Genomic DNA, 22,142 nt, shown 5'->3' with positions numbered 1-22,142 from the left:
CTGCTACCGTCTCCCACGTGGCGAAACTCAATCAGATCATCGCAGTCGAGAAGGGCGTCAAGGCCAAGTCGCACCAGGACCTGACGGCCGCTCACCATGGGCTGCAGAAGCCTGCCCTGCTGGCCGGTATCTCGCGTACGTATCAGCCGAAGGACGAGGAGGGTGAGCAGTTGCCGCCCGAGTCGACTCGGGTGCAGGTGCAGGCCGAAGACGTGCTGCGGGACACTGCGGCTACCCTTACGCGGCTGTTCGATGTGACCGCCACCAAGGACTGGGCCAACTGCACGGCCAGGGCGGACATCACCGTTGACGGGCGGGTGCTCGTCGCCGAGGTGCCGGTGTCCTATCTGCTGTTTCTGGAGAAGCAGCTCACCGATCTCAACACCTTTGTGCGGAAGCTGCCGGTGCTCGACGCCTCCGAGTCGTGGGTGCAGGATCCGTCCACGGACGCCTGGAAGACCGAGCCGGTCCGGACGCTTCGTACGAAGAAGGTGCCTCGGAACCATGTGAAGGCCGAAGCCACCGAGAAGCATCCGGCGCAGGTCGAGGTGTACTACGAGGACATACCGGTCGGGTACTGGACGACCGTCAAGTTCTCGGGTGCCCTTCCCGCCCGGCGTGTGAACGAACTGCTGGACAGGGTCGAGAAGTTGCAGCAGGCCGTCAAGTTCGCCCGGGAAGAGGCGAACGGCGTCGACGTCGTCGACCAGCGGGTCGGTGACGCCGTGTTCGGCTACCTGTTCGGGTAGCCTCAGAAACTCCCCGGCCACCAGTCACCTCGGCCGGGGTGCGCGAGGAGCGCAAAGCTGAAGCTGAGGCTTGTCGTGACTGCGCGGTTCCCGATGAGGAACCGCGATCAATCTCAGACTATTGCTCCAGACTCAGCATTCGCCGCCGATCGCCGGATCGACCGGGCTCAGGCCCCGGACGTCGAAATGCCGGTTCAAGTCCGGCCCGCACAGCTCGATGTGCGGTGGTCCAAAGGCAGGACGCGGCGACTTCACACTGACCTGGGTCCTCAAGCGTGCCGGCGTGCGACGTGGGCGGCATCACAGGGCTCGGGGGCCGGCTACGCCCCCGGGTCCGCTCCTTTCCGCGCGCACAGCCCCTACCCTCCGGTTCGCGCACATCGCCTGCACCCCGGGGCCGGCGCCCGCTCCAACAGCCGTGGAGCGGGATTGCGTTCATAAAGAACGCGGCCTGCCCGCCATCCGTCACCTCGCTGAAATGCGAGAGTTGCATTTGCTCCAGGTTCGCGACCTACCGTGGGCACCACACACCACCGCCCGGCCGACGTCGCCCGAAGGCACACCCCCGCCCTCGTACTGACAGGAGCCCCGTGTCCCGCCCCGCCCTTGCTCTGCCTCCCTGGCTCGCCCATGCCCTGCGCGCCCAGCGAGGGCCCGTGCCGTGGAGCGCGGTCGTACGAGGGGCGTTGGCCGCCGGGCCGTTGCTGCTCGTGGCCGTTCTCGTCGATCGGCCCTCCATCGGAGTCGTGGCCGCCCTCGGTGCCATGCTCGCCGGGACCAATGACCGGCCCGGGAGTCGACGGGCCTCCATCAAGCGGCTCGGGGTGCCGGCGCTCGCCGGGGCCGCAGGGCTGTTCCTCGGGGCGTATCTGGGGGAGCAGGCCGGAGCGGTGCCGCTGACCTTGGTGCTGGCCGGGCTCGGGCTGGTGGGCGGGGCTGTCAGTGCCGTGGGGCCGGTGGCTTCCGGAGCCGGGACGCAGTTGCTGGTCGCGGCTGCCGTGGGGGCCGGGATGCCGTTGCCCGAAGCAGGGTGGCAGCGCGCCCTGTTCTTCCTCGCGGGCGCACTCTGGCTCCTTGTGCTGCGGCTTGTGCTGCCGACGCCCCAGGCCCTGGTCAGTGACTTCCGCTTCGACGGGGAGCGGGAAGCCGTTGCCTCCGTGTACGAGGCCGTCGCCGCGCTGCTTGCTGCCGTGGGCGGTGAGCAGGCCATGGCCCGGCGTGCCGCGCTGACCGCCGCGCTCGATCACGCGCAGGACGCCCTCGCGGGGCCGAGGCTGCGGCGGTACGCCAGTTCCGCAGCCGAGCGGCGGTTGCGGGCGCAGTACGCCGCCGCGCTGCCCCTCGCCGAGGCCGCGACCGCGCTCGCCTGGTCCGGGGACGCCCTGCCCGCGCGCGCCGCGGACGGGCCGCGACGGCTCGCCGTGGCCGTACGGACGGGGGAGGCCTGTGGGCCGCTGCCCGCACCCGCCCGTTCCGTACCGGGGCTGCGGGCCCTCGACGACGCTCTGCTGCATGCGGCGGAGGCCTTCGACCGGGGCGGCAGGAAGAGTGCACCCAAGGGTTCCAGCGGCCCCATCGACCTCGGTGCCCAGCAGACCGCGCGCCATGGTCTGCATCTACGTCCCGTCCGTGCCAAGGCCCTCCTGCGCACGGTCACCGGCGCCGGAGGCCGCGAGTACGGGCTCCGGGTGGCGCTGAGCTTCGGCGCGAGTGCCGCCGTCGCGCAGGCGCTGCACCATGTGCACTGGTACTGGCTCCCGGCCACCGCCGTCTTCCTCGTCAAGCCCGATCTCGGGCCGCTCGTCTCACGTGTGCTGTGCCGGGCCGCGGGGACTGTGCTCGGCGCCGTCGTGTTCGCCGGATTCGCCGCGGTGCTGCCCGCGCCGGAAGGGCTCGTGGTGCTCGTGGCCGTCAGCGGGGCCCTGATCCCGGTCGCCATTCGGCACTTCGCCGCCCAGACCGCCGTCATCACCGTGCTGGTGCTCTCGCTCGTCATGGTCGGCGGCGAACCGCAGGCCTCCTGGAGCCGGATCGGCGAGACGCTGCTGGCCTGCGCGATCGTGCTGCTCGTCGGGCATCTGCCGGCGCCGGGGCAGCGCGGCGGGAACGTACGGGCCCGCCTTGGGCGTGCGACCGACGCGGCGCACGCGTACCTGGCGCAGGTGCTGAGCGGGGCCGACGACCGGGCGGCGCGCTGGGCGCTGCGCCGCGAGGCCTACCGGACGCTGGCCGAGGCCCGTGCCGCGATCGACCGCGCCTCGGCCGAACTCCCCACCCTGGCACGGCACACGGAAGGCACCGACGAGGTGGCGGCCACGCTCGAACGCCTCGTGGACACGACCACCGCAAGCGCCGTCCACCTCGACGACACGGGACAGCTCACCCCTCGGCACACCGAACGCCTCGCCACCCTGCTCGACGAACTCGTCGAGCGGCGGGAGCGGGCCGGGCTCACTTCGGAGGACGACCGGTCGGGGAACGCTCTGAACCTGAGCGCCTGATCAGTTCGTACGGACCCGACTCAGCTCGTACGGGCCTGACCGACTGTCTGCTGATCCAGTACGGAACGCCGCGTGATCCGAGGAACGCGAGGAAGCGCGAGGAAGCGCGAGGAAGCCTTCACACCCGTAGCCTCACACCCGTATTCGCGCCCACACCGGAGCATGATCCGACCCCGCCTCGTCCCGGCGCGCACTCGGATCATCGCCCACCGACGCCAGCGTGGTCACCTCCTGGGCCGGAGCCCCGGTCCCCGCACCGGTCACATGGTCGAGGAGGAGGCGGCTGACCAGTATGTGGTCGATCAGCTCAGGGCGGCCGGCGTGCACTCGGGAGAATCGTTGCTTCTGGTCGATGAGAGGGGCGATGTTCCACAGGCGGGACGCGTCGCCCTTGTCGGGGCGTTCGAAGCCGGGGGTCTTGATCTCGGAACCCGGCGGGCCCTGGAGGATCTGGGTCGTGGCGGCCGCGACCTCGTCGTTCAGGTCGCCGACGACGGCCACGTTCCGCTCCTTGCCCTTGCCGTCGAGGAACTCGTCGGTGAGCGCGCGTAGCGTCGTGGCCTCGGCGGCCCGCCGGTAGAGGGCGTACGCGCCATAGCGCGCCCGCTCTCCCTCGTCCCGCGGCTGGAACCGTCCGCCCGGATACGTCAGCAGCTTCGACTTCAAGTGGCACACCGCCACCGTCAGGGTCATCGCCCCCATGGCAACCTCCACCGCCAGGAAACCGCGGCCCGCACGATCCACCGGCTCACCGTCGTCGTCACCCTGCACGGGCCGCAGCGGAGTGGGGAAGGCGTTCGTGTCGGCCCGCACCCGCAGTGCGGGGCGGCTGAGGCAGCCGACCCTGATGCCGCGGCCGTCCGGGTGTTCCGAGAGCGCGATGTGCCAGTCGCCCTCCAGCATGTCGGCCAGATCCCGCAGCGCCGCCGGGTCGCCGACCTCCTGCACACCGAGCAGTGTGGGGTCCAGGTCCGTGATCATCGAGGACAGAGCGGTGAGCTTCGCCTTGTACGCGGCCTCGTTCCTCGGTCCGAACCGGCCGCCGGGCCGATACAGATTCTCCAGATTCCAGGTGCCGAGAAGCATGCGGGCTCCTTCCGGGGAGCACTGCCGGTCGAGACGTGACGGGGTTCGATGACGGGGCTTCGGTGACGCCAGAGTGCGCGCCGAACCCTTGCGGCGACAGGGCGAGGACCGGATGCACGGTTCACGTCACCCGGTCGTACGACGCCGTCGTACCGTGGCGTGATGACATCGCCCGACGCGGAGAACGCCGCCGATCTCATCATCACCGGATGCACCGCCCTCGTGCACGACGATCATGAGCAGATCGACTTCGTCGAGGACGCCACCATCGTCGTACGGGACGGGCTCATCGAGACCGTGACGACCGACGACTTGGCTGACACCCCCGCGGTCGAACGCATCGACGCGCGCGGCCAGATCGCGATGCCCGGCCTGGTCAACTGCCATACGCACGCACCGATGGTCGCGCTGCGCGGCATCGCCGAGGACCTCCCCCTCGAGGAGTGGTTCAACGACGTCATCTGGCCCATCGAGTCCAATCTCACCGACAAGGACGTGGAGTTGGGCGCCCGGCTCGCCTGCGCCGAGATGATCCGGGGCGGTGTCACCTGCTTCGCCGACCACTACTTCTCCATGGACACCGTCGCCGCCGTGGTGGCCGACTGCGGGATGCGCGCCAATCTCGGAGAGGCCTACTTCTCCTCGCAGGGGGCCGAAGGGCGCGAGCGGTCACTGGACTTCGCGCTACGACGGCGAGGCGGAGCCGACGGCCGCATCACCACCTCGCTCGCCCCGCACGCCCCGTACACCGTGGACGACGCCGACCTCGCCGCCACCGCTCAACTCGCCCGCGAGCACGACCTGTTGGTGCACGTCCACGCCGCCGAGAACCGCGACCAGACCGACACCAGCCTGGCCCGCCACGGCCGCACGCCGATCGAGATCCTTCAGGGCGCCGGGCTCCTCGACGTCGATCTGCTCATCGCCCACGGCACGGGCATCGTGGAGCGCGACCTGCCCGTCCTCGCCGGTGCCACGGGACGCGTGGCCGTGGCCAGCGCGCCGCGCGGCTACCTCAAGTTCGCCTGGCCCACCACCACGCCGGTACGTGCCCTGCGGGAACTCGGCATTCCCGTCGGGCTCGGCACGGACGGGGCGGCCTCGAACAGTTCCCTGGATGTATGGGACGCAATGGCCCTCACCGCGCTGGTGCAGAAGTCTACGGAGGGTGACCCGCGCTGGCTCACCTCGCGGCAGGCCCTGCATCACGCGACGCTGCAGAGTGCGCGGGCGGTCGGACTCGGGGAGTCCATCGGCAGCCTGGCCCCGGGGCGAAAGGCCGACATCATCCTCGTCGACCTCTCCGGGCCGCACACCCAGCCTGTGCACGATCTTCCCGCCGCCCTTGTGCACAGCGCCCGCTCCAGTGACGTACGCACGACGATCGTCGACGGGCGGGTCCTCATGCGCGACCGCGAGCTGCTGACGCTCGATGTGGCGGGGATCGTGGACGAGCTGGGGGAACGGATGCCGTCACTGATCGACCGGAGCCATGGCAGGAAGATCCAGGACTACGACGCGTGAGGGCGCCGGGCGGGCGTGAGGCGGGGAGCACGGGGCGGCTGTGAAAAGGGTCCGATATCACTAGGAGTACGAAGACTGACACGAAACGTCACGAAAGCTGAGAGATCGCTCACACTGAGGCAGTAACCGAGTGTCAGCTACATCTCAGTACGGTTACTCAGCGATCCGTTTCCCCCATGGTTGGCGTTTATTAACTCTAGGAGAACAGCGCTTCTACGGGAGCAGCGCTACATGGAGGTGCAAGGTGAACGGGCGAACGGTGCTTGGTCGCTTTCCGGCTGGTGGGCCTCGGGGTTCTTGGCCGGCGGAGGAGTTCGCGCAGGCTTGCCGCCTGGAGGGGCAGCAGGCTGAGGTCGTTATGGACCTGACCTCCGATGCCTTCCTGGTGGTCGTGGACCGCGCAGAATGAGTGGGCGGGGTTCCCAGCCCCGCGCCTTCCCGAAACTGGGGCTGCGCCCCAGCCCGCTGGAGGGGGCGTGAGTCGGCTGCGGGGCCGTCGCGGCCGGTCGCTCCCCGCTCTCGGCTTCTCCCCCCTCTGGGCTGCGCTCGAGCGGGGGGCCTCCGTGAGCGGGGGATCCCCATCGCGCGGAGTCGCAAATTGATACAGCCCCTCGCCCCTGGAGGGCCCCACCTGGCCCGGCGGTTGTCCGCCGAGCCATGATCAGGCTCGGATGGCCTTCGACCACACCGGCGTCGTCCCTGTGACCCGGCACAGCGCCAGGTACAGCGGGATCGGCGGTGTGTACGGAAGCTTGCCGTCCGGCTTGTGGATCAGGTCTGGGAGGGGGAGTGCGGGCGTGCCCGGGATTACCGCTCCCGTCGCGTAGTGCGCAGGTGAAGGCCACTCCAGGGAGACGTCGGAGTCGGCCGGGAGCAGCCACCACCACTGGGAAGCGTCGGCGTATACGCAGCCGACGCGAGGTAGCCGGGACATCAGCGGCGGGCCGAATCGCGCGGGCATCGCCACCGCGTCGCAGCCGAGTGGCGCCTGCATACCCTCCGGGACGGTGAGGCGTCGCAGCGCCCCTGCCCCGGACGGCGCCCGTAGCGAATGACGCAGACGAACCAGTGTGTCCAGGTGAAGCACCCTAGGCACACCGGCCGACGTAGCCCTCACACCCATTCAGCCCCGTCCGTTCTCAAGTTTTCGAACGTCTATGAAACGATTCAGAACCAGTGCCCTGCCGAAGGGCCGTCCGCCCCGGTCGAGGCGGAGCCGGTTCGCGAGGAGCCGGCTGGGGCCGGCCGGCTCCTCGCACTCCAGCCCAGGTCCGACCGCGGCTCGGCGCCGTTGTTCGCCGAGCGCGGCAGGTCCGCCCAGACCAGCAGTCCGGGTCCGGAATCCTGGGCGCCCCAGGCACTGCACACCGCAGCGACGAGAAGCAATCCCCTCCCGTGCTCCTCCTCGGGGCGCTGTGGCGAAGGGTGGGGCTCACCCGTCGCACACCCCTCGTCGCGTACGGCTATTCGCAACTGATCGTCGCCGTCGTGCAGTTCGCACACCACCTGGCGGCTCGCCGTGTGCACGACCGCGTTGGTGACCAGCTCGGAGACGACCAACTCCGCCATGTCGCAGGTGTCCTCGCAGACGGCCCACCCCGAAAGCCGGGCGCGCGTAAGGCGCCTGGCCTGCGAGGCGGAACCTGGATGTGCGGCCAGCTCGAAACGGAACCGGCGCTCGGCAGCCGCATCGGCGGTGCCGAGACCGAACCGGCTCCCGGCGGCGTCTGCGGCGTCTGCTCTTAACGACGAAGGCGGAGTCACGCTTGCCACTATCTCCCCGCCGTGAACACTTGGCAAGAGTCACTCTGAAAATTGCAGAGTGCAGTGTTCTATGCGGAGAGGGCCATGGCACACTGCATCGCAACAGCACGTGACGCGGCGTCTGTTGGGTACTCGCCGGGTACCCACCGGGCGCCGCCCGGGCTGTTCAGGACTATGTGGAGGTGGACGTGAGCGAGCCGCGGTCCGCGCCGACGGTCGGGCAGGTCGTCCTCGGACGGCGCCTGCTGGACCTGCGGGAGCGCGCGGGGCTCAAGCGCGAGGAGGCGGCACGCATACTGCGCGTCACGGCCGCCACCGTCCGCCGCATGGAGATGGCCGAGGTCGCCCTCAAGATCCCGTACCTTCAGCTCCTGTTGAAGGCGTACGGCGTCTCCGACGAAGAGGCAGACGCCTTCGTCACGCTCGCCGAGGAGGCCAACCAGCCAGGCTGGTGGCAGCGGTTCCACGACATCCTGCCGGGCTGGTTCTCCATGTACGTCAGCCTGGAGGGCGCGGCCAACCTCATCCGCAGTTACGAACCCCACTTCGTGCCCGGACTGATGCAGACCGAGGAGTACGCCTATGGCGTTATGGAATCCGGCGCCATCGGCCAGACGAGACCCGAGGACATAGAGCGACATGTGGCGCTGCGTATGCAACGCCAGGAGCTGCTCACGCGTGAGGACGCGCCACGCTTGTGGGTCGTGATGGACGAGACGGCCCTGCGCCGGCCCGTCGGCAGCCCCGAGGTGATGCGCGCCCAGGTCGACAAGCTGCTCGAGGTCACGAAACTGCCGAACGTGACGCTGCAGATCGCCCCGTTCTCCTCGGGGCCGCACGCGGGCACGTACGGGCCCTTCGTGCTCTTCCGATTTGCCGTGCCCGAACTGCCGGACATGGTCTACAGCGAGTACTTGACCGGCGCCGTCTACCTGGACGCGCGTGCCGAGGTGGCCACTCATCTCGAGGTCATGGACCGCATGGCGGCGCAGGCCGCCACAGCACATCGCACGAACGAGATCCTGCTGGATCTCCGCAAGGAGCTGTGAATGACTCGCATCAAGTCCCGGGTTCACAACGGGCGCATCTACAACGGCATGCCCGCACGTGAGTTGGGCAGCGAAGGCTGGCACAAGCCCTGGAGCGGGGGCAACGGCGGCAACTGCCTGGAGGCGATGAAGCTCGCCGACGGCCGTATCGCGGTCCGTCAGTCGGCGGATCCGGACGGACCCGCCCTCATCTACACCCCCGGCGAGATGACGGCGTTCATTCAGGGGGCCAAGGCGGGGGAGGCGGACTTCCTGCTGTCCTGAGGGGCCCTTGTTCACCAAACTCCGTTGTCAATTGTCCATTATTCGTTGCCCTTTGTGTCCCCTATCAAGGTGTAGAACTGCCCGATCGACGGCGGCCCGACCGCGAGGGTGCGGCGGGCCGCCGCACAGCGGTGGGCCGGTTGTCGCCGACGCGATCCTTCGGCCACTTGCCCGGTGTGGCCACTTGCCCGGTGTGGCCACTTACCCGGGCGGCAGCGCCGCGCACAACGCCTCCAGCGCGGCCCCGTACGCGTGCTCCGGAGGCGTCGCATAGCCGACGACCAGCCCGTCCGGTCCGCCCGGCCCGTCCGGTCCAACCGGTGCCGGGACGGCCGCCTCCGGGTGCCGGAACTCGGCGAGCCCGTCCAGGGCCAGTCCCTGCCAGTGGGCGGCTCTGACGGCGGCTTGCTCGCTTCCGGGCGGCAGTCGTAGCACCGCGTGGAGTCCGGCCGCGATGCCGGTGACCTCGATGTGCGGTGCCTGGGCGGCGAGCGCGACGACGAGACGGTCCCGTCGCGTCCGGTACCGCTGCCGCATGCGCCGCACATGACGGTCGTACGCCCCGGAGACGATGAAGTCCGCGAGCGTCAGCTGGTCGAGGACGCTCACCCACGCCTCACGCTCGCCCTTCGCCTCCAGTACGGCATCGACGTATCGCTCCGGAAGGACCATCCAGCCCAGCCGTAGCGCGGGCGACAGGCTCTTGCTCACCGAGCCGATGTGGACGACCCGCTCCGGGTCCAGACCTTGAACGGCGCCCACGGGCTTGCGGTCGTAGCGGAACTCCCCGTCGTAGTCGTCCTCCAGAATCACCCCGCCACGCGCGCGTGCCCAGTCGATCACGGCGGCGCGGCGCGAGGGATGCAGGGGCCCACCGGTTGGGAACTGGTGTGCCGGCGTGAGCAGTACAGCCCGCTCCTTGCCCAACTCCTCGACCTGTGCGCCGTCTTCGTCGAGGGGCAGCGGGAGCGTCCGTACGCCTGCCGCTACCAGCAACTCGCGGTGGAAGGGCAGCCCGTACGCCTCAACGGCCAGCGGGCCCTTGAGCACACCGCCTCCGGAGCCGCCGAAGACAAGCCGCAGCGCGTGTGCGAAACCGGAGCAGATCACAATGCGGCTCGGCTCGGTGCGGACGCCACGCGCGCGTGCCAGGTACTCCGTGAGCGCCTCCCGTAGTTCGCGACGGCCGGCAGGGTCTCCCGGCCCGAACGCTTCGTTGGGCGCCTGCTGCAAGGCCCGCCGATACGAGGCGATCCAGGCCGTACGCGGGAACGCCGACACGTCCGGAGTGCCCTGCCGCAAGTCGTGTCGCGGTCCACGCACGCGTGGAGGTGCCTTTTTGGGCACGCGCGCAGCGCGCTGCAGGGGTTCGGCGCTTCCCCACTGCCTCAAGGGCGTGGGCGATAACCCCATGGCGACCCGGGTGCCCGAGCCCTGGCGCGCGGTCAGCCAGCCCTCGGCGACGAGTTCGGCGTACGCGTCGGCGACCGTGTTGCGGGCCATGCCGAGATCGGCGGCCAGCGAGCGGTACGGGGGGAGGCGGGTGCCCGGGGCGAGACGGCCGCTTCGTACGGCCTCGCGCAGGGCGCGAATGAGGGCGGCGCGACGACCTCCCTTGCCCGAGAGTTCCAGTTCCAGTTCCAGATGCAGGTCGGCGCCGATGCGCTCCGCCGAATTGACCCACGATTCCGCCATGGAAATGAACCCTACAGAAGGTCTTTCCGAGCCGTAGTTTCGTGGTCATGACGACGAACACGACGAACGCGACGGACGAGACAGACATGGTGAACGAGACGGACATGGTGAACACGGTGAATACAACGAAGGCAGCGAACGGGACCGCGGTGGCCGAGAACGTTCGCCTCGACTTCGCGAAGTCCGCCCGGAAGGCTTTCCGGGCCCTCATCGGCTTCGACGCCGCCGCCCGCGAGGGGCTCGACCCGGCCCTCGTCGAGCTGATCCAGATCCGGGCCTCGCACCTCAACCACTGCGCGTACTGCCTCCACATGCACACCACCGACGCGCGCAAGGCGGGTGAGAGCGAGGACCGGCTGCACATGGTCGCGGTGTGGCGCGAGGCCGGCCACTTCTTCACGGAGCGGGAACAGGCGGCACTCGCGCTGACGGAGGCGGTGACGCTGGTGGCCGACCGCGGTGTCCCGGACGACGTCTACGCGCGGGCCGCCGCCCGGTTCGACGAGCAGGAACTCGCCCAGGTCCTGGCACTGATCTTCGCGATCAACACCTGGAACCGGATCGCCCTGTCGACGGCCAAGGTGGCGGGCACGGACGAACGCTGACCCCGCTGTCACTGGAGTCTCACACCGTCATCGGCCGGTCGTACGGCCCTATCGGCGCCGGAAGCCGTGAACTTCCGGTCAGTTGACGGTCGACCGCCGCCGCCACCGCGCGGCCCTCCGCGATGGCCCACACGATCAGGGACTGGCCGCGCGCGGCGTCCCCGGCGGCGTACACACCGCGGACGTTGGTCGCGAAGTCGGCGTCGCGGGTGATCGTGCCACGGGGGTCGAGGTCGAGGCCGAGCTGGTCGACCAGGCCGTCGGAGCGGTCGGGGCCCGAGAAACCGAGGGCGAGCAGGACGAGGTCGGCGGGGAGTCGGCGTCCAGTGCCCGGGATGGGCCGGCGCTCGGCGTCGACCTCGACCAGGTGCAGCGCGCGTACATGCCCGTTCGCATCGCCGGTGAAGCGGAGTGTGGACGCCGCGAAGAGCCGCGCGTCGGCGTCCGCCGAGGGCGCCGTCCGCAGCTCGCGGGCCTCCTCATGCGCGGCGGACAGCCGGTAGATCTTCGGGTACGTCGGCCATGGCTCGGTGTCCTCGTCGCGTTCCGTGCCCGGCTGTGTATAGATGTCGAGCTGGGTCACGGACGCGGCGCCCTCGCGTATCGCCGTGCCCAGGCAGTCGGCCCCTGTGTCGCCGCCGCCGACGATCACGACATGCTTGCCGGCCGCGGACAGAGGGGAGGCCTCCATGTCCCCCTCGCACACCCGGTTGGCCAACGGCAGATACTCCATCGCCTGGTGTATGCCATCCAACTCGCGCCCCGGCACGGGGAGTTCACGCCAGGCCGTGGCGCCCACGGTGAGCACGACGGCGTCGTAACGGGTCCGTAGCCCGGCGGCATCGATGTCCCGGCCGACGGCGGTCGACGTCCGGAACTTGGTTCCCTCCGCCCGCATCTGCTCGAGCCGCCGCTCCAGATGCCGCTTCTCCATCTTGAACTCGGGTATCCCGTACCGCATCAGCCCGCCGAGCCGGTCGTCCCGCTCGTACACGGCGACGGTGTGCCCGGCCCGCGTCAACTGCTGCGCGGCGGCGAGGCCGGCAGGCCCCGAGCCGATCACCGCGACCGTACGCCCCGAGAGCCGGTCCGGCGGTCGCGGCGGCGCGAAGCCCTCCTCCCAGGCCCGGTCGGCGATCGCCACCTCGACGTTCTTGATGGTGACCGCGGGCTGGTTGATCGCCAGCACACAGCCCGCCTCGCAGGGCGCGGGGCACAACCGGCCGGTGAACTCGGGGAAGTTGTTCGTGGCGTGCAGGCGATCGCTCGCCGCGCGCCAGTCGTCGCGCGAGACCAGGTCGTTCCAGTCGGGGATCAGATTGCCGAGCGGACAGGCCTCGTGACAGAAGGGGATTCCGCAGTCCATGCAGCGGTCGGCCTGCGTGCGGATGATGGGCAGCAGCGCGCCGGGGACGTACACCTCTTCCCAGTCATGGGCCCGCTCCTCGACGGGGCGGCGCGGCCAGTCCTCGCGGGAGGCGTTGAGGAAACCCTTGGGATCGGCCATGGCCGTCTTCCCTTACATACGCGAACGGGGCCCGTACGGCTTCCGGCCTCCGGGCCGGGGCGGCGGGCCGGGTTCGGAGGGCCGGAGTGCGCAGGGCCTTGCGGCAGACTCTTTCCGCCACGATACGTCGCCCGCGGCGCGTACGCCTCAGTGCGTGCGCCGGCGCATGCGCCTCTGCCTCAGCGCCTCTGCCTCAGCGCCTCAGGCGAGTGCCAGCACGTACGAGATCGCCGCGGCGGCGGACGCGATCATGCGGACGTGGTTCCACGTCGTCCACTCGCTCACATACGAGCGCCAGTACGCGGCGGCCTCCCGGGTCCCGGGATCCATCGTGGCCAACTTCTCGTTGCGCGGGACATTCGCGACCATCGTGACCCCGAAGCAGCCGAACAGATACAGCGCACTGCCGAGCAGCAACTCCACTGTGCCCTCGTCGGGCCACAGCACGAACGTGACCACCGCGAGCACCGCGCACAGTACGGCCGACCCGACGAACACGGCCATGAAGGCCGGCGTCAACGCCGTCACATTGATCGACTTCATCGCGGCCACGCCCTGCGCCGGCGGCAGCGCGGCAAGCCCTCTCATCACAAACGTCGAGAACGCGCAGAAGACTCCGGCCACCAGCCCCGTGCCGAGCACACCCAGCACCGTCAGCACGAAGTACGGTCCATCGATCATGACAACTCCCGCATGTTGAAAGATCTTGCCTGCCAGTCCCTGTCACCACAAGTGAAGTCCGGCACGACCAGGGTCACCATCGCCGAGGGACTCGGGGACATACGCGAAGCGCTCGGTCCGTCAGGGGTGCGGGGCTGTATCAATGTGCGGCTCCGCCGCGCTGGGGGTTCCCCGCTCATGGGGGTCCCCAGCTCGAGCGAGCCGAGAGTGGGGGAGAAGCCGAGAGTGGGGGAGCCGCAAGCCACAACGAATCCGCACCCGACATAGGAAGCCCGCTCGTTTCCATTGGGGCCCCGCCCCCGCCCCCGCCCCCGCCCCGCCCTTCCCCTCCCCTCTCCTCCTCGGCCCTCATCGCCCGCGCGGCATGATGGCCCTGTGCGACTCGAAGCGATCACATGGGAACGGCTCGGCGACCTCCTCGCCGAGCAGTTGCTCGACCTGAAGCCGGACGACGGCAGCCCCTGGCCGCGCATCGCCTTCGACGGAGCCCCGGCCGCCCACCCCGGCGATCTCGCCGAACGCGTGGCCGAAGCCCTGCGCCTGCGCGGCCGGCCCGCCCTCGTCGTCGCCACGGAGGGCTTCCTGCGTCCCGCGTCGCTCCGGTTCGAGCACGGTCACCGGGACGTCGAGGCGTACTACGACGGCTGGTTCGACACGGGCGCCCTGTGGCGCGAGGTCTTCGGCCCGCTGGACCCCGGCGGTGACGGCCGCGTCCTGTCCGACCTCTGGGACCCGATCACCGACCGCGCCACCCGCAGCCGCCGCGTCCAACTCCCGCCCGGCGCCCTACTGTTGCTGCACGGCCCGCTGCTACTGCGGCACTGGTTCCCCTTCGACTTCACCGTCCACATACGCCTCTCTCCGAACGCCCTGCGCCGACGCACCCCCGAAAGCGAGCACTGGACGCTTCCCGCGTACGAGCGCTACGACAGCGAGGCGGCTCCGGGCGACACAGCCGACGTCCTGGTGCGCGCGGACGACCCACGACACCCGGCATGGAACGGCTGACCTCGGCGAGTGGCTCTGGGCAACCTCGATATCGACCCTCCAGCGGAGAACGACGGGGTCCCCATGATCATCCGAGTTGTCCCGGAGCGGATCGATCGTGACCTGCTGGGACTGATGCCGGGCGGCGCGTCGGCAGGGTCGCCGTACTTCGGGCCCTTGCGGGTGCGTATCGCCTCGCGCCCGGCGAGAATGTAGGGCGCCGGGACTAGCGGTGCGTCCCCGCGCCGCGCCGGCCCGCCGGCATCGGGAGGTACTTCATGACCACTGCCGGAGACATCATGCACCGCGGTGCCCAGTGGATTCCCGCCCACGAGACCCTGGACCGCGCCGCCCAGCTGATGCGCGAGCTCAATGTGGGCGCGCTGCCCATCAGCGACGAGAACGAACGGCTCTGCGGCATCCTCACGGACCGCGACATCGTGGTCGGCTGCGTGGCCATGGGCCACGACCCGGCACGCGTCACCGCGGGCGAGATGGCCCAGGGCACACCGCGCTGGATCGACGCGAATGCCGATGTCAGCGAAGTGCTCGGCGAAATGCAGGGGCACCAGATCCGCCGCCTTCCTGTCATCGAGAACAAGCGTCTGGTCGGAATGATCAGCGAGGCCGATCTGGCCGCGCATCTGACGGACGAACAGCTCGCGCACTGGGCCGAGAGCGTCTACGCGAGGACCGCCACACGCTGACGCCGAGATCCCGCCGCCACCGGGAACTCGCTCTCGTCCGGCCGGCCGTGCCGGACGAGAAGCGTCAGGGCCGGTGTCACAGCCAGCCGTTGCGCTTGAACCCCCGGTACAGAACGAAGCACGCAGCGGCAATCACACCGAGCGTCAAGGGGTAACCCAACCTCCAGTGCAGTTCCGGCATGTGTTCGAAGTTCATGCCGTACACACCGCAGACCATCGTCGGCACGGCGATCAGCGCCGCCCATGCCGTGATCTTCCGCATGTCCTCGTTCTGCGCGACGCTGACCTGCGCGAGGTGCGCCTGCAGAATCGAGTTGAGCAGCTCGTCGAACGCGGCTATCTGCTCGGTCGCCCGCAGCAGATGGTCGGAGACGTCCCGGAAGTATGCCTGTATCTCCGGATCGACCACCCGTATAGGCCGGGTGGCGAGATCCATGAGCGGGCGGCTCAGAGGCGCCACTGCCCGCTTCAGCTCGAGGAGTTCGCGCTTGAGCTGGTAGATGCGCCCGGGGTCGGCCCGCGCGCCGTTCTCCGCGAACACATCGGTCTCGACCTGGTCGATGTCCGCCTGCACCGAGTCGATGACGTTCAGATAGTCGTCGACCACATGGTCCGCGATCGCGTGCAGCACCGCGGCCGGTCCCTTGGCGAGCTGCTGGGGATCGGCCTCCAGCTCCTCGCGGAGCGGGCCCAGCGAACCATGCCTGCCGTGCCGCACGGTGATCACGAAGTGGTGACCGACGAACACCATGATCTCGCCGGTGTTCACCACCTCGCTGGTCGCGGTCAGTTCGGTGTGATCGACGTAGCAGACCGTCTTGAGCACCGCGAACATCGTCTCGCCGTACCGCTCCAGCTTCGGGCGCTGATGCGCGTCCACCGCGTCTTCGACCGCCAGCGGATGCAGGTCGAAGAGCTCGGCGATGCCCGCGAACTCCACTTCCGTCGGCTCGTGCAGCCCGAGCCAGACGAAACCGTCGTCGGCCTTGCTGACCTGCTCCACCGTCTCGACGAGATCACGACCGCCGGGCACTCTCGTCCCGTTCTCGTATGCCACGCAGTTCACCACCGCGGAGCCCAGAGGGGACCGGGCCGGGTGACTCAGGTCCACACGGGGACGCCGCCGTGCCAACCGCGCCACCTTGCGAAGGCCGCCGACCCTGTCCAGGCCCGTGACCTTCCGCAGATTCCCTGCCATCGACATCTGGAATCTCCTCGTGGATCTCCTCGCGCCGCACTCTGCGCCTGCCGCGGCCAGTCTGCCAGGCTGCTTCGACGGCGAAGAAAGCCTGGGGGAACGGAACACTCCGATCCAGTCGCCCTGGCGTGTGCTCCGGTAGTCCTGATACGTGAACGACGGGAGCGTCACCCGTCACGGATAAGCCGGACAACTGGGATGATTCCCCCATGACGCGAACCGACGGGTATCTTCTCGACAACCGGCAGACCGAGGCGGGGCAGCGCTTCAATGCCCTCGCCACCCTCTTCGACCCCACGACGTTCCGCCACATCGAGCAGTTCGGCATCGGATCCGGCTGGCGCTGCTGGGAGGTCGGCGTGGGCAGCACATCCGTGGTGTCCTGGCTGGCCAAGAAGGTCGGCCCCACCGGACGGGTGGTCGCGACCGACATCGACACCTCGTGGGCGGCCTCGGCCACCCGGGCGCCGGTCGAGGTGCGAGTGCACGACGTGGGCGTGGACGAGCCGCCGGGCGAGGGCTTCGACCTCGTGCACGCCCGGCTCGTACTGTCTCATGTGCCGCAGCGGGAACGGGCGTTGCAGTCGATGATCAGAGCCCTGCGGGCCGGCGGTCGGCTTCTCGTCGAGGACGCCGACCCCTCACTGCAACCGCTGCTCTGGCCCGACGAGCGTGGCACCGAGCAGCAGCTGGCCAGCCGGCTGCGCCACGCCTTCCGCCAGTTGCTCGCCGAGCGCGGCGCCGATCTCGCGTACGGCCGTCGGCTTCCGCGGCTGCTTCGCGAGGCCGGACTGCGACAGGTGGAGGCGGACGCGTACTTCCCGATCACCTCGCCCGCCTGCGCCGCCCTGGAATCCGCGACGGTCCGCCAGGTCCGCGACCAGCTCGTCGCGGCGGGCCAAGTCACTGCCCAGGACGTCGACCGCCACCTGGCGAATGTGGCGGCAGGCGCCATGGACCTGGCCACGGCGCCGCTGATCTCGGCGTGGGGGCGCAAACCGTAATTCCGGAGAGGGAGTTGGCGGGGGAGTGGCCACTATCTACCCCTTCGGCCCGTTACGGGACCGTGCCCGGCCCCTCCATCTCCCTCTGAGGCCTCCCGCCCACCCGCTCCACCGCGAGCGCCCCCGCTCGACACCCCTGTGCTGCCGCTTCCCCTGGCCCGCTGCCCGAGAGCAGGGCGGCCAGGAAGGCGCCGGTGAACGCGTCCCCGGCTCCCGTCGTGTCCACGGGAGCCGCGGGCGTCGCCGGGACGAGATGCCGTACGGTGCCCGACTCGGCCACCAGAGCTCCTGCGCCGCCTTGCTTGACCACCACCAGCGGGACGTGGCGGCTCAACTTGGCCGCCGCGTCCGCCGTATCGGGCAGCCCGGTGAGCAGGCAGGCCTCGTCCCTGCTCGGCAGCAGTACGTCGATCCCCTCGGCGAGCGCGAGGAACCTGTCCACGCCCAGTTCTGTGAGGAACCCCGCCGACGCGGGGTCCACACTCACCGGCACGCCACGCGCGCGTGCCGACTCCAGAGCCACCGCCGCCAGCGCCCGGCACGACTCGGAGAAGAACAGGTAGCCCGACAGGTGAAGCCACGCGACGCCGTCGAGCAGTGACGGGGACCAGTCGTCGGGGCCGAGCCGCAGGGAGCCGCTGTCCGTGAGGAACGTACGCTCCGCCGAAGCACCCGTGTCCACCAGGCAGATCACCGTCCCCGTCGGCGCCGCGGGATCGACGACCAGGTGAGGACGCACCCCTGAGGCGGTCAGCTCCCTCTCGTGCCACGCGGCGGCGTCGGCGCCCACCCGGCCCAGGAGCCGCACCTCCGCACAGCCCCAATGGGCCGCCCAGCATGCGACGTTGGCGCCCGCGCCGCCCGGCACGGTCCGGACGGCGGCGGCCGTATCGGTGCCGGAGGCGAGCGGTCCGCGGTACTGGGCGACGACGTCCGTGACGACATCGCCGACGACAAGAAGGGCTCCGTCACGATGTTCACGACGATACGGGCTCGTCGCGTCCCAGCCCGGCTCCCTCATGCTCCCGCCGGCCCCGACCACGGGTTCGCCCGCCCCGGTCACGCCCCGGCCCAGGCCGCTGCGATCCGTCCCGCAAGCCGTACGTTGCCGCGCACGGCCGCCAGATTGGCGCTCAGCGACGCCCCGTCCGTGTGCCGGACCAGATAATCGAGCAAGAACGGCGTGACCGCCTGGCCTGTCACGCCCTCCGCCTCGCACGCGTGCAGTGCGTCGGCCAGCACGCGCGCGTGGAGCTCGGGATCGAGCTGCTCCGCCTCGGGCACGGGATTCGCGACGATCAGGGCCGACTCGGGCCCGTCGAGCGCGTCCTGTGCGCGCATGACGGCCGCGACCTCGGCGGGTGACTCCAGCGTCCAGTCCACCGGATGCCCCGAGTCGGACAGATAGAAGCCGGGAAAGCGCCCTGTTGCGTACCCGGCGACCGCGACGCCCAGTGTCTCCAGACGCTGCAGGGTCGCCGGCACGTCCAGGATGGACTTCACGCCCGCGCACACCACCGTGATCCGGGTACGCGCAAGGAGGCCCAGGTCGGCGGACTCATCCTGCGTGACCGTCCACTCCCGGTGCACGCCACCGAGGCCCCCCGTCGCGAACACGCGGACGCCGGCCCGCGCGGCCAGCAGTGCCGTCGCGGACACCGTGGTCGCCCCGCTCGCTCCCGTGGCGACGGCGAGTGGCAGATCGCGATGGCCGAGTTTGCGGATGCCGTCCTCGTTCGCGACACGCTCCAGCTGCTCCTTGTCGAGACCCACTTGGGGCTGCCCGTCCAGGACGGCGATCGTCGCGGGAACGGCCCCCTCTTGGCGTACGGCCTCCTCCAGTTCCAGCGCCACCTGGAGGTTGCGTGGGCGCGGCAGCCCATGGGCGATGATCGTGGACTCCAGGGCCACCACCGGCCGGTGCGCAGCGAGCGCCTCCCGTACCTCTTCGGACACCAGCACGCGCGTGCCTCCTGTCTGTCGGCTCTCCTCATCATCCCTGGCGGGCGGCCTGTCCCTCCAAACCCTTGCAGCGGCGGGAAGGGGGCAGCAGCCTGGGGGCATGACGGACAACTCGATACGTCTCGACCACGTCGTCCTCTGGGTGCGCGACCCCGTCGCCTCGGCCGACTTCTACGAGAAGACGCTCGGCACGGAGCCGCTCAGGGTCACCGAATTCGCCGCGGGGATGGTGTCGTTCCCCTCTGTACGCCTCAATGAGGAAACCATCTTCGATCTCGCGCCCCTGCCGCTGGCCGCGCGTATGGACGCCGTTCCCGGGGCGGCGGAAAGCGCCGGCCACCCGGTCAACCACGTATGCCTGTCGCTCCCCGGTGAGGACTTCGACGCGCTCCGCGCTCGTCTCGAGGAGCGGGCCGTCCCTGTCTCGGACTTCTCGTACGACGCGTTCGGTGCCCGCGGAATGGCCAAGCGCAGCTTCTACTTCCGAGACCCGGACGGAAACGTCTTCGAGGCACGGCACTACGAGTAGCTCTCAGGTTCACGAGTACCTCTCGGGCAGGGAAAGGGGCGTCCGCGCGTCGCGTGGACGCCCCTTTTGAACGTCGTACGAGCCGGGACGCCAGACGGGCTATCGTCGCCCCATCGGCTCCGTGACTTCGGATGCCATTGGCTGTGCGCACGGCGGAGTCCGCCTCGGGGTCGCGGACACAGTCCACTCAGCTGTCGGTGTCGAGAGGTGATTCGGATTCGCGCTGTTCTTCGGATATCGATGATCCCGCCCTGCGCCTGCCCCGGGTGAACAGTGCCAGCGCGCCGAGCGGCAGCAGCAGGCAGGCGGCGATGAGGTTGAGCCAGCCGTAGCCCGCCTGCGCGACGATGAGGCCCGCTGCCGCGCCGCCGACGCCCGCCGAGGCGTTCATGGTCAGGTCGGACAGCCCCTGTGCGGCGGCGCGGGCGGGCTGGGGCACGGAGTCCGTGAGGAGCGCGGAGCCCGAGACGAGGCCGGCCGACCAGCCGAGGCCCAGCAGAAAGAGCCCGGCGGCACTCTGCCAGTGACTGCCGCCCGCGGTGCCCGCGAGCAGCGCCGCGCAGGCCAGCAGTCCCACGGCGAGGCCTATCACCGAAAAGCGCCCGAACCGGTCCGACAACCGCCCCATGATCGGCGAGAACGCGTACATGCCCGCGATATGGCCGCTGATGACCAGTCCGATCAGATCGATGCTCGCGCCATGGTGATCGAGGTCGACAGGCGTCATCGACATGACCGAGACCATCGCCGTGTGCGAGACGGCCACCGTCACCAGAGCAAGACGGGCGCGCGCAGAGGCCCGCACCGCGGCCAGCCCGGCCCGGATGGAGCGCGCCTCGGCGGACTGCTCCTCGACCGGTGCGAGCGCGCGGGCGGTGAGCAGAGGATCGGGCCGCAGCAGCACGGCGACCAGGAGCGCCGAGAGGAGGAAGACCCCGGACGCCCACAGGAAGGGGCCCGCCGTCTCCGGTATGCCGAGCCCGGAGACGCTGCGCCCCGCGGGCGCGGCGATGTTGGGGCCGAGGACCGCACCGATCGTGGTGGCCCATACGACGTTCGAGATGGCCCGGGCCCGTCGCTGGGGCTCGGCGAGGTCAGCGGCCGCGAAGCGTGCCTGCAGATTCGCCGAGGAGGCCGCACCGAAAGCCGCCATGCCGAGCAACAGCAGCGGGAAGTTGCCGACAGCCGCTGCGATCACGCAGAGGCCCGCGCCCAAGGCACCGATGAGATAGGCCAGGACGAGCCCCGGGCGACGACCGCGCGCGGTCATCAGCGCGGCCAGCGGCATGGAGAGCACCGCCGTCCCCGTGACCGTCGCGGTGGGCGCGAGTCCCGCCAGCGACTCCGTGCCGCTGATGTCCTCGGCCAGTACGACAGCGAGCGCGATGCCCGTGGCGACGCCCAGTCCGCCCAGGATCTGACTGGCGATGAGAACAGCGGACGTACGGCGCTGCAGCGCCGACAGCCCCTCCGCGTCTACAGGCACGGCGGTCTGCCGCTCGACGGCGCTCATGGCGAACCCGCCGTGCCGGACGAGTGCGCACGCGTGAAGGATGTGGTCACCGGCGCAGTCTCCCCCCTTTTTTCAACCCGGTCCTCCGAACTCGGGACACCCTCAGAACAGCGGCTCCGGCAGCACCCCTTCCAGCGCCAGCAGCTTCCGCTTCGTCTCCAGGCCGCCCCCGAAGCCCCCGATCCCGCCGTCGCTCTCGACGACCCGGTGGCACGGCACGACGACCGGAAGCGGATTGGCGCCCATGGCCATGCCCACGGCCTGCGCCGCGCCCGGCTGACCCACGCGACCGGCCAGGTCGCCGTACCCCACGACCTTCCCGTACGGGACGCCGGACGCCAGCTCGTGCAGCACCTGGCGGTTGAACCCGGAGATCAAGGACCAGTCCAGGGGCAGCTCGAAGTCGTGCCGGTCACCCGCGAAGTACGCCCGAACCTGGCCTATCGCCTCGGCCAGCAGCGGGGAGTCGGGTGCCTCGACAGGCTCGGCGCCGAGCCGGGACTCCAGCCGGTCCAGAGCCTTGTCGCGCACTGCGTCCGTGGCGTGGAAGACGACGTTGACCAGGCCCTCGTCGGTCGCGGCCAGCAGCAATGGACCGATGTCGCTGTCGACGACGGCCCACACCACCCGCTGCTCGTTCTGCCCATGGCTGTCCATGCGCTCCACCGTACGGCGCACCACTGACAACGCCGGTGGCGGGGGGGGGGGGGGGGGGGGGGGGCCCCCCCGGCGGGCGGGGGGGGGGGGGGCGGCGGGGGGGGGGGGGGGCCCGCCCCCCCCCGGGGGGGGGGGGGGGGCGGGGGGCCCCCCCCCCCCC

At 70.2% G+C, this 22,142-nt stretch carries 21 protein-coding genes; 10 read left to right on the top strand and 11 right to left on the bottom strand.

Going from position 1 to position 22,142, the window contains the following annotated elements:
• Positions 1 to 17: 17 nt before the first annotated feature.
• Together ACFYO0_RS20430 and ACFYO0_RS20425 are read left to right on the top strand one after the other, a co-directional pair.
• Positions 18 to 749 (top strand): hypothetical protein, encoded by a 732-nt coding sequence (locus tag ACFYO0_RS20430; protein WP_388677690.1) that lies wholly within the window; start codon positions 18 to 20, stop codon positions 747 to 749.
• 590 nt (positions 750 to 1,339) lie between these two features.
• On the top strand, positions 1,340 to 3,250 hold the full coding sequence (locus tag ACFYO0_RS20425; protein ID WP_388677687.1) for an FUSC family protein: 1,911 nt from the start codon (positions 1,340 to 1,342) through the stop codon (positions 3,248 to 3,250).
• A 132-nt stretch (positions 3,251 to 3,382) separates the two neighbouring features.
• Here the strand turns inward: ACFYO0_RS20425 and ACFYO0_RS20420 are convergent, their stop codons facing one another.
• The gene (locus tag ACFYO0_RS20420) at positions 3,383 to 4,336 is read right to left on the bottom strand and encodes an endonuclease/exonuclease/phosphatase family protein (protein WP_388677684.1); all 954 of its coding nucleotides are present in this window, start codon (positions 4,334 to 4,336) and stop codon (positions 3,383 to 3,385) included.
• Positions 4,337 to 4,498: 162 nt separating this feature from the next.
• Here ACFYO0_RS20420 and ACFYO0_RS20415 point away from each other — a divergent pair, with 162 nt between their 5' ends.
• A complete protein-coding gene (locus tag ACFYO0_RS20415) occupies positions 4,499 to 5,860 on the top strand; it encodes an amidohydrolase (protein ID WP_388677681.1) in 1,362 nt (453 codons plus the stop codon).
• 661 nt (positions 5,861 to 6,521) lie between these two features.
• Here the strand turns inward: ACFYO0_RS20415 and ACFYO0_RS20410 are convergent.
• Entirely contained in the window at positions 6,522 to 6,983 is a 462-nt protein-coding gene (locus ACFYO0_RS20410) for a hypothetical protein (protein ID WP_388677678.1), read from the bottom strand.
• A 44-nt stretch (positions 6,984 to 7,027) separates the two neighbouring features.
• Positions 7,028 to 7,633: an ATP-binding protein gene (locus ACFYO0_RS20405; protein WP_388677675.1), complete on the bottom strand. Its 606-nt coding sequence runs from the start codon at positions 7,631 to 7,633 to the stop codon at positions 7,028 to 7,030.
• Positions 7,634 to 7,812: 179 nt separating this feature from the next.
• Between ACFYO0_RS20405 and ACFYO0_RS20400 the strand changes: the two genes are divergently transcribed.
• Positions 7,813 to 8,673: a helix-turn-helix domain-containing protein gene (locus tag ACFYO0_RS20400; protein ID WP_388677673.1), complete on the top strand. Its 861-nt coding sequence runs from the start codon at positions 7,813 to 7,815 to the stop codon at positions 8,671 to 8,673.
• The gene (locus ACFYO0_RS20395) at positions 8,674 to 8,937 is read left to right on the top strand and encodes a DUF397 domain-containing protein (RefSeq protein ID WP_386345727.1); all 264 of its coding nucleotides are present in this window, start codon (positions 8,674 to 8,676) and stop codon (positions 8,935 to 8,937) included. It begins immediately after the preceding gene.
• A gap of 201 nt (positions 8,938 to 9,138) precedes the next feature.
• Here the strand turns inward: ACFYO0_RS20395 and ACFYO0_RS20390 are convergent, their stop codons facing one another.
• Entirely contained in the window at positions 9,139 to 10,632 is a 1,494-nt protein-coding gene (locus tag ACFYO0_RS20390; protein ID WP_388677669.1) for a PLP-dependent aminotransferase family protein, read from the bottom strand.
• Between the two features lie 104 nt (positions 10,633 to 10,736).
• Here ACFYO0_RS20390 and ACFYO0_RS20385 point away from each other — a divergent pair, with 104 nt between their 5' ends.
• Positions 10,737 to 11,237, top strand: a complete 501-nt coding sequence (locus ACFYO0_RS20385) for a carboxymuconolactone decarboxylase family protein (protein ID WP_388678562.1) — start codon at positions 10,737 to 10,739, stop codon at positions 11,235 to 11,237.
• Positions 11,238 to 11,256: 19 nt separating this feature from the next.
• Here the strand turns inward: ACFYO0_RS20385 and ACFYO0_RS20380 are convergent, their stop codons facing one another.
• Together ACFYO0_RS20380 and ACFYO0_RS20375 are read right to left on the bottom strand one after the other, a co-directional pair.
• Entirely contained in the window at positions 11,257 to 12,744 is a 1,488-nt protein-coding gene (locus ACFYO0_RS20380) for a glutamate synthase subunit beta (protein ID WP_388677666.1), read from the bottom strand.
• 201 nt (positions 12,745 to 12,945) lie between these two features.
• Complete coding sequence (locus tag ACFYO0_RS20375; protein ID WP_388677663.1) at positions 12,946 to 13,425, bottom strand: DUF1772 domain-containing protein; 480 nt, start codon at positions 13,423 to 13,425, stop codon at positions 12,946 to 12,948.
• A 375-nt stretch (positions 13,426 to 13,800) separates the two neighbouring features.
• Here ACFYO0_RS20375 and ACFYO0_RS20370 point away from each other — a divergent pair, with 375 nt between their 5' ends.
• Complete coding sequence (locus ACFYO0_RS20370) at positions 13,801 to 14,433, top strand: uridine kinase (RefSeq protein ID WP_388677660.1); 633 nt, start codon at positions 13,801 to 13,803, stop codon at positions 14,431 to 14,433.
• A gap of 257 nt (positions 14,434 to 14,690) precedes the next feature.
• Entirely contained in the window at positions 14,691 to 15,119 is a 429-nt protein-coding gene (locus ACFYO0_RS20365; protein ID WP_344392089.1) for a CBS domain-containing protein, read from the top strand.
• A 76-nt stretch (positions 15,120 to 15,195) separates the two neighbouring features.
• Here ACFYO0_RS20365 and ACFYO0_RS20360 read toward each other — a convergent pair whose 3' ends face one another.
• Positions 15,196 to 16,323: a magnesium and cobalt transport protein CorA gene (locus tag ACFYO0_RS20360; protein ID WP_388677656.1), complete on the bottom strand. Its 1,128-nt coding sequence runs from the start codon at positions 16,321 to 16,323 to the stop codon at positions 15,196 to 15,198.
• A gap of 203 nt (positions 16,324 to 16,526) precedes the next feature.
• Here ACFYO0_RS20360 and ACFYO0_RS20355 point away from each other — a divergent pair, with 203 nt between their 5' ends.
• On the top strand, positions 16,527 to 17,321 hold the full coding sequence (locus ACFYO0_RS20355; protein ID WP_388677653.1) for a methyltransferase domain-containing protein: 795 nt from the start codon (positions 16,527 to 16,529) through the stop codon (positions 17,319 to 17,321).
• A gap of 52 nt (positions 17,322 to 17,373) precedes the next feature.
• On the opposite strand, the gene ACFYO0_RS20350 is transcribed toward ACFYO0_RS20355, so the two are convergent.
• Positions 17,374 to 18,342: a carbohydrate kinase family protein gene (locus tag ACFYO0_RS20350; protein ID WP_388677651.1), complete on the bottom strand. Its 969-nt coding sequence runs from the start codon at positions 18,340 to 18,342 to the stop codon at positions 17,374 to 17,376.
• Positions 18,343 to 18,380: 38 nt separating this feature from the next.
• Positions 18,381 to 19,283 carry a pseudouridine-5'-phosphate glycosidase gene (locus tag ACFYO0_RS20345; protein WP_388677648.1) on the bottom strand — a complete coding sequence of 301 codons (903 nt, stop codon included), beginning with the start codon at positions 19,281 to 19,283 and terminating at the stop codon, positions 18,381 to 18,383.
• A 100-nt stretch (positions 19,284 to 19,383) separates the two neighbouring features.
• On the opposite strand from ACFYO0_RS20345, the gene ACFYO0_RS20340 reads away from it, so the two are divergent.
• Entirely contained in the window at positions 19,384 to 19,812 is a 429-nt protein-coding gene (locus ACFYO0_RS20340) for a VOC family protein (protein WP_388677645.1), read from the top strand.
• 187 nt (positions 19,813 to 19,999) lie between these two features.
• Here the strand turns inward: ACFYO0_RS20340 and ACFYO0_RS20335 are convergent, their stop codons facing one another.
• Together ACFYO0_RS20335 and ACFYO0_RS20330 are read right to left on the bottom strand one after the other, a co-directional pair.
• A complete protein-coding gene (locus tag ACFYO0_RS20335) occupies positions 20,000 to 21,325 on the bottom strand; it encodes an MFS transporter (protein WP_388677642.1) in 1,326 nt (441 codons plus the stop codon).
• Between the two features lie 102 nt (positions 21,326 to 21,427).
• Positions 21,428 to 21,982, bottom strand: coding sequence for a methylated-DNA--[protein]-cysteine S-methyltransferase (locus ACFYO0_RS20330; protein WP_388677638.1), 555 nt, complete (start codon positions 21,980 to 21,982; stop codon positions 21,428 to 21,430).
• Between the last annotated feature and the right edge of the window lie 160 nt (positions 21,983 to 22,142).

The organism is Streptomyces sp. NPDC006365 (assembly GCF_042870755.1).
GTDB classification, from domain to species: Bacteria; Actinomycetota; Actinomycetes; order Streptomycetales; family Streptomycetaceae; genus Streptomyces; species Streptomyces xiangluensis.
This window is presented reverse-complemented; position numbering and strand designations above follow the sequence as displayed.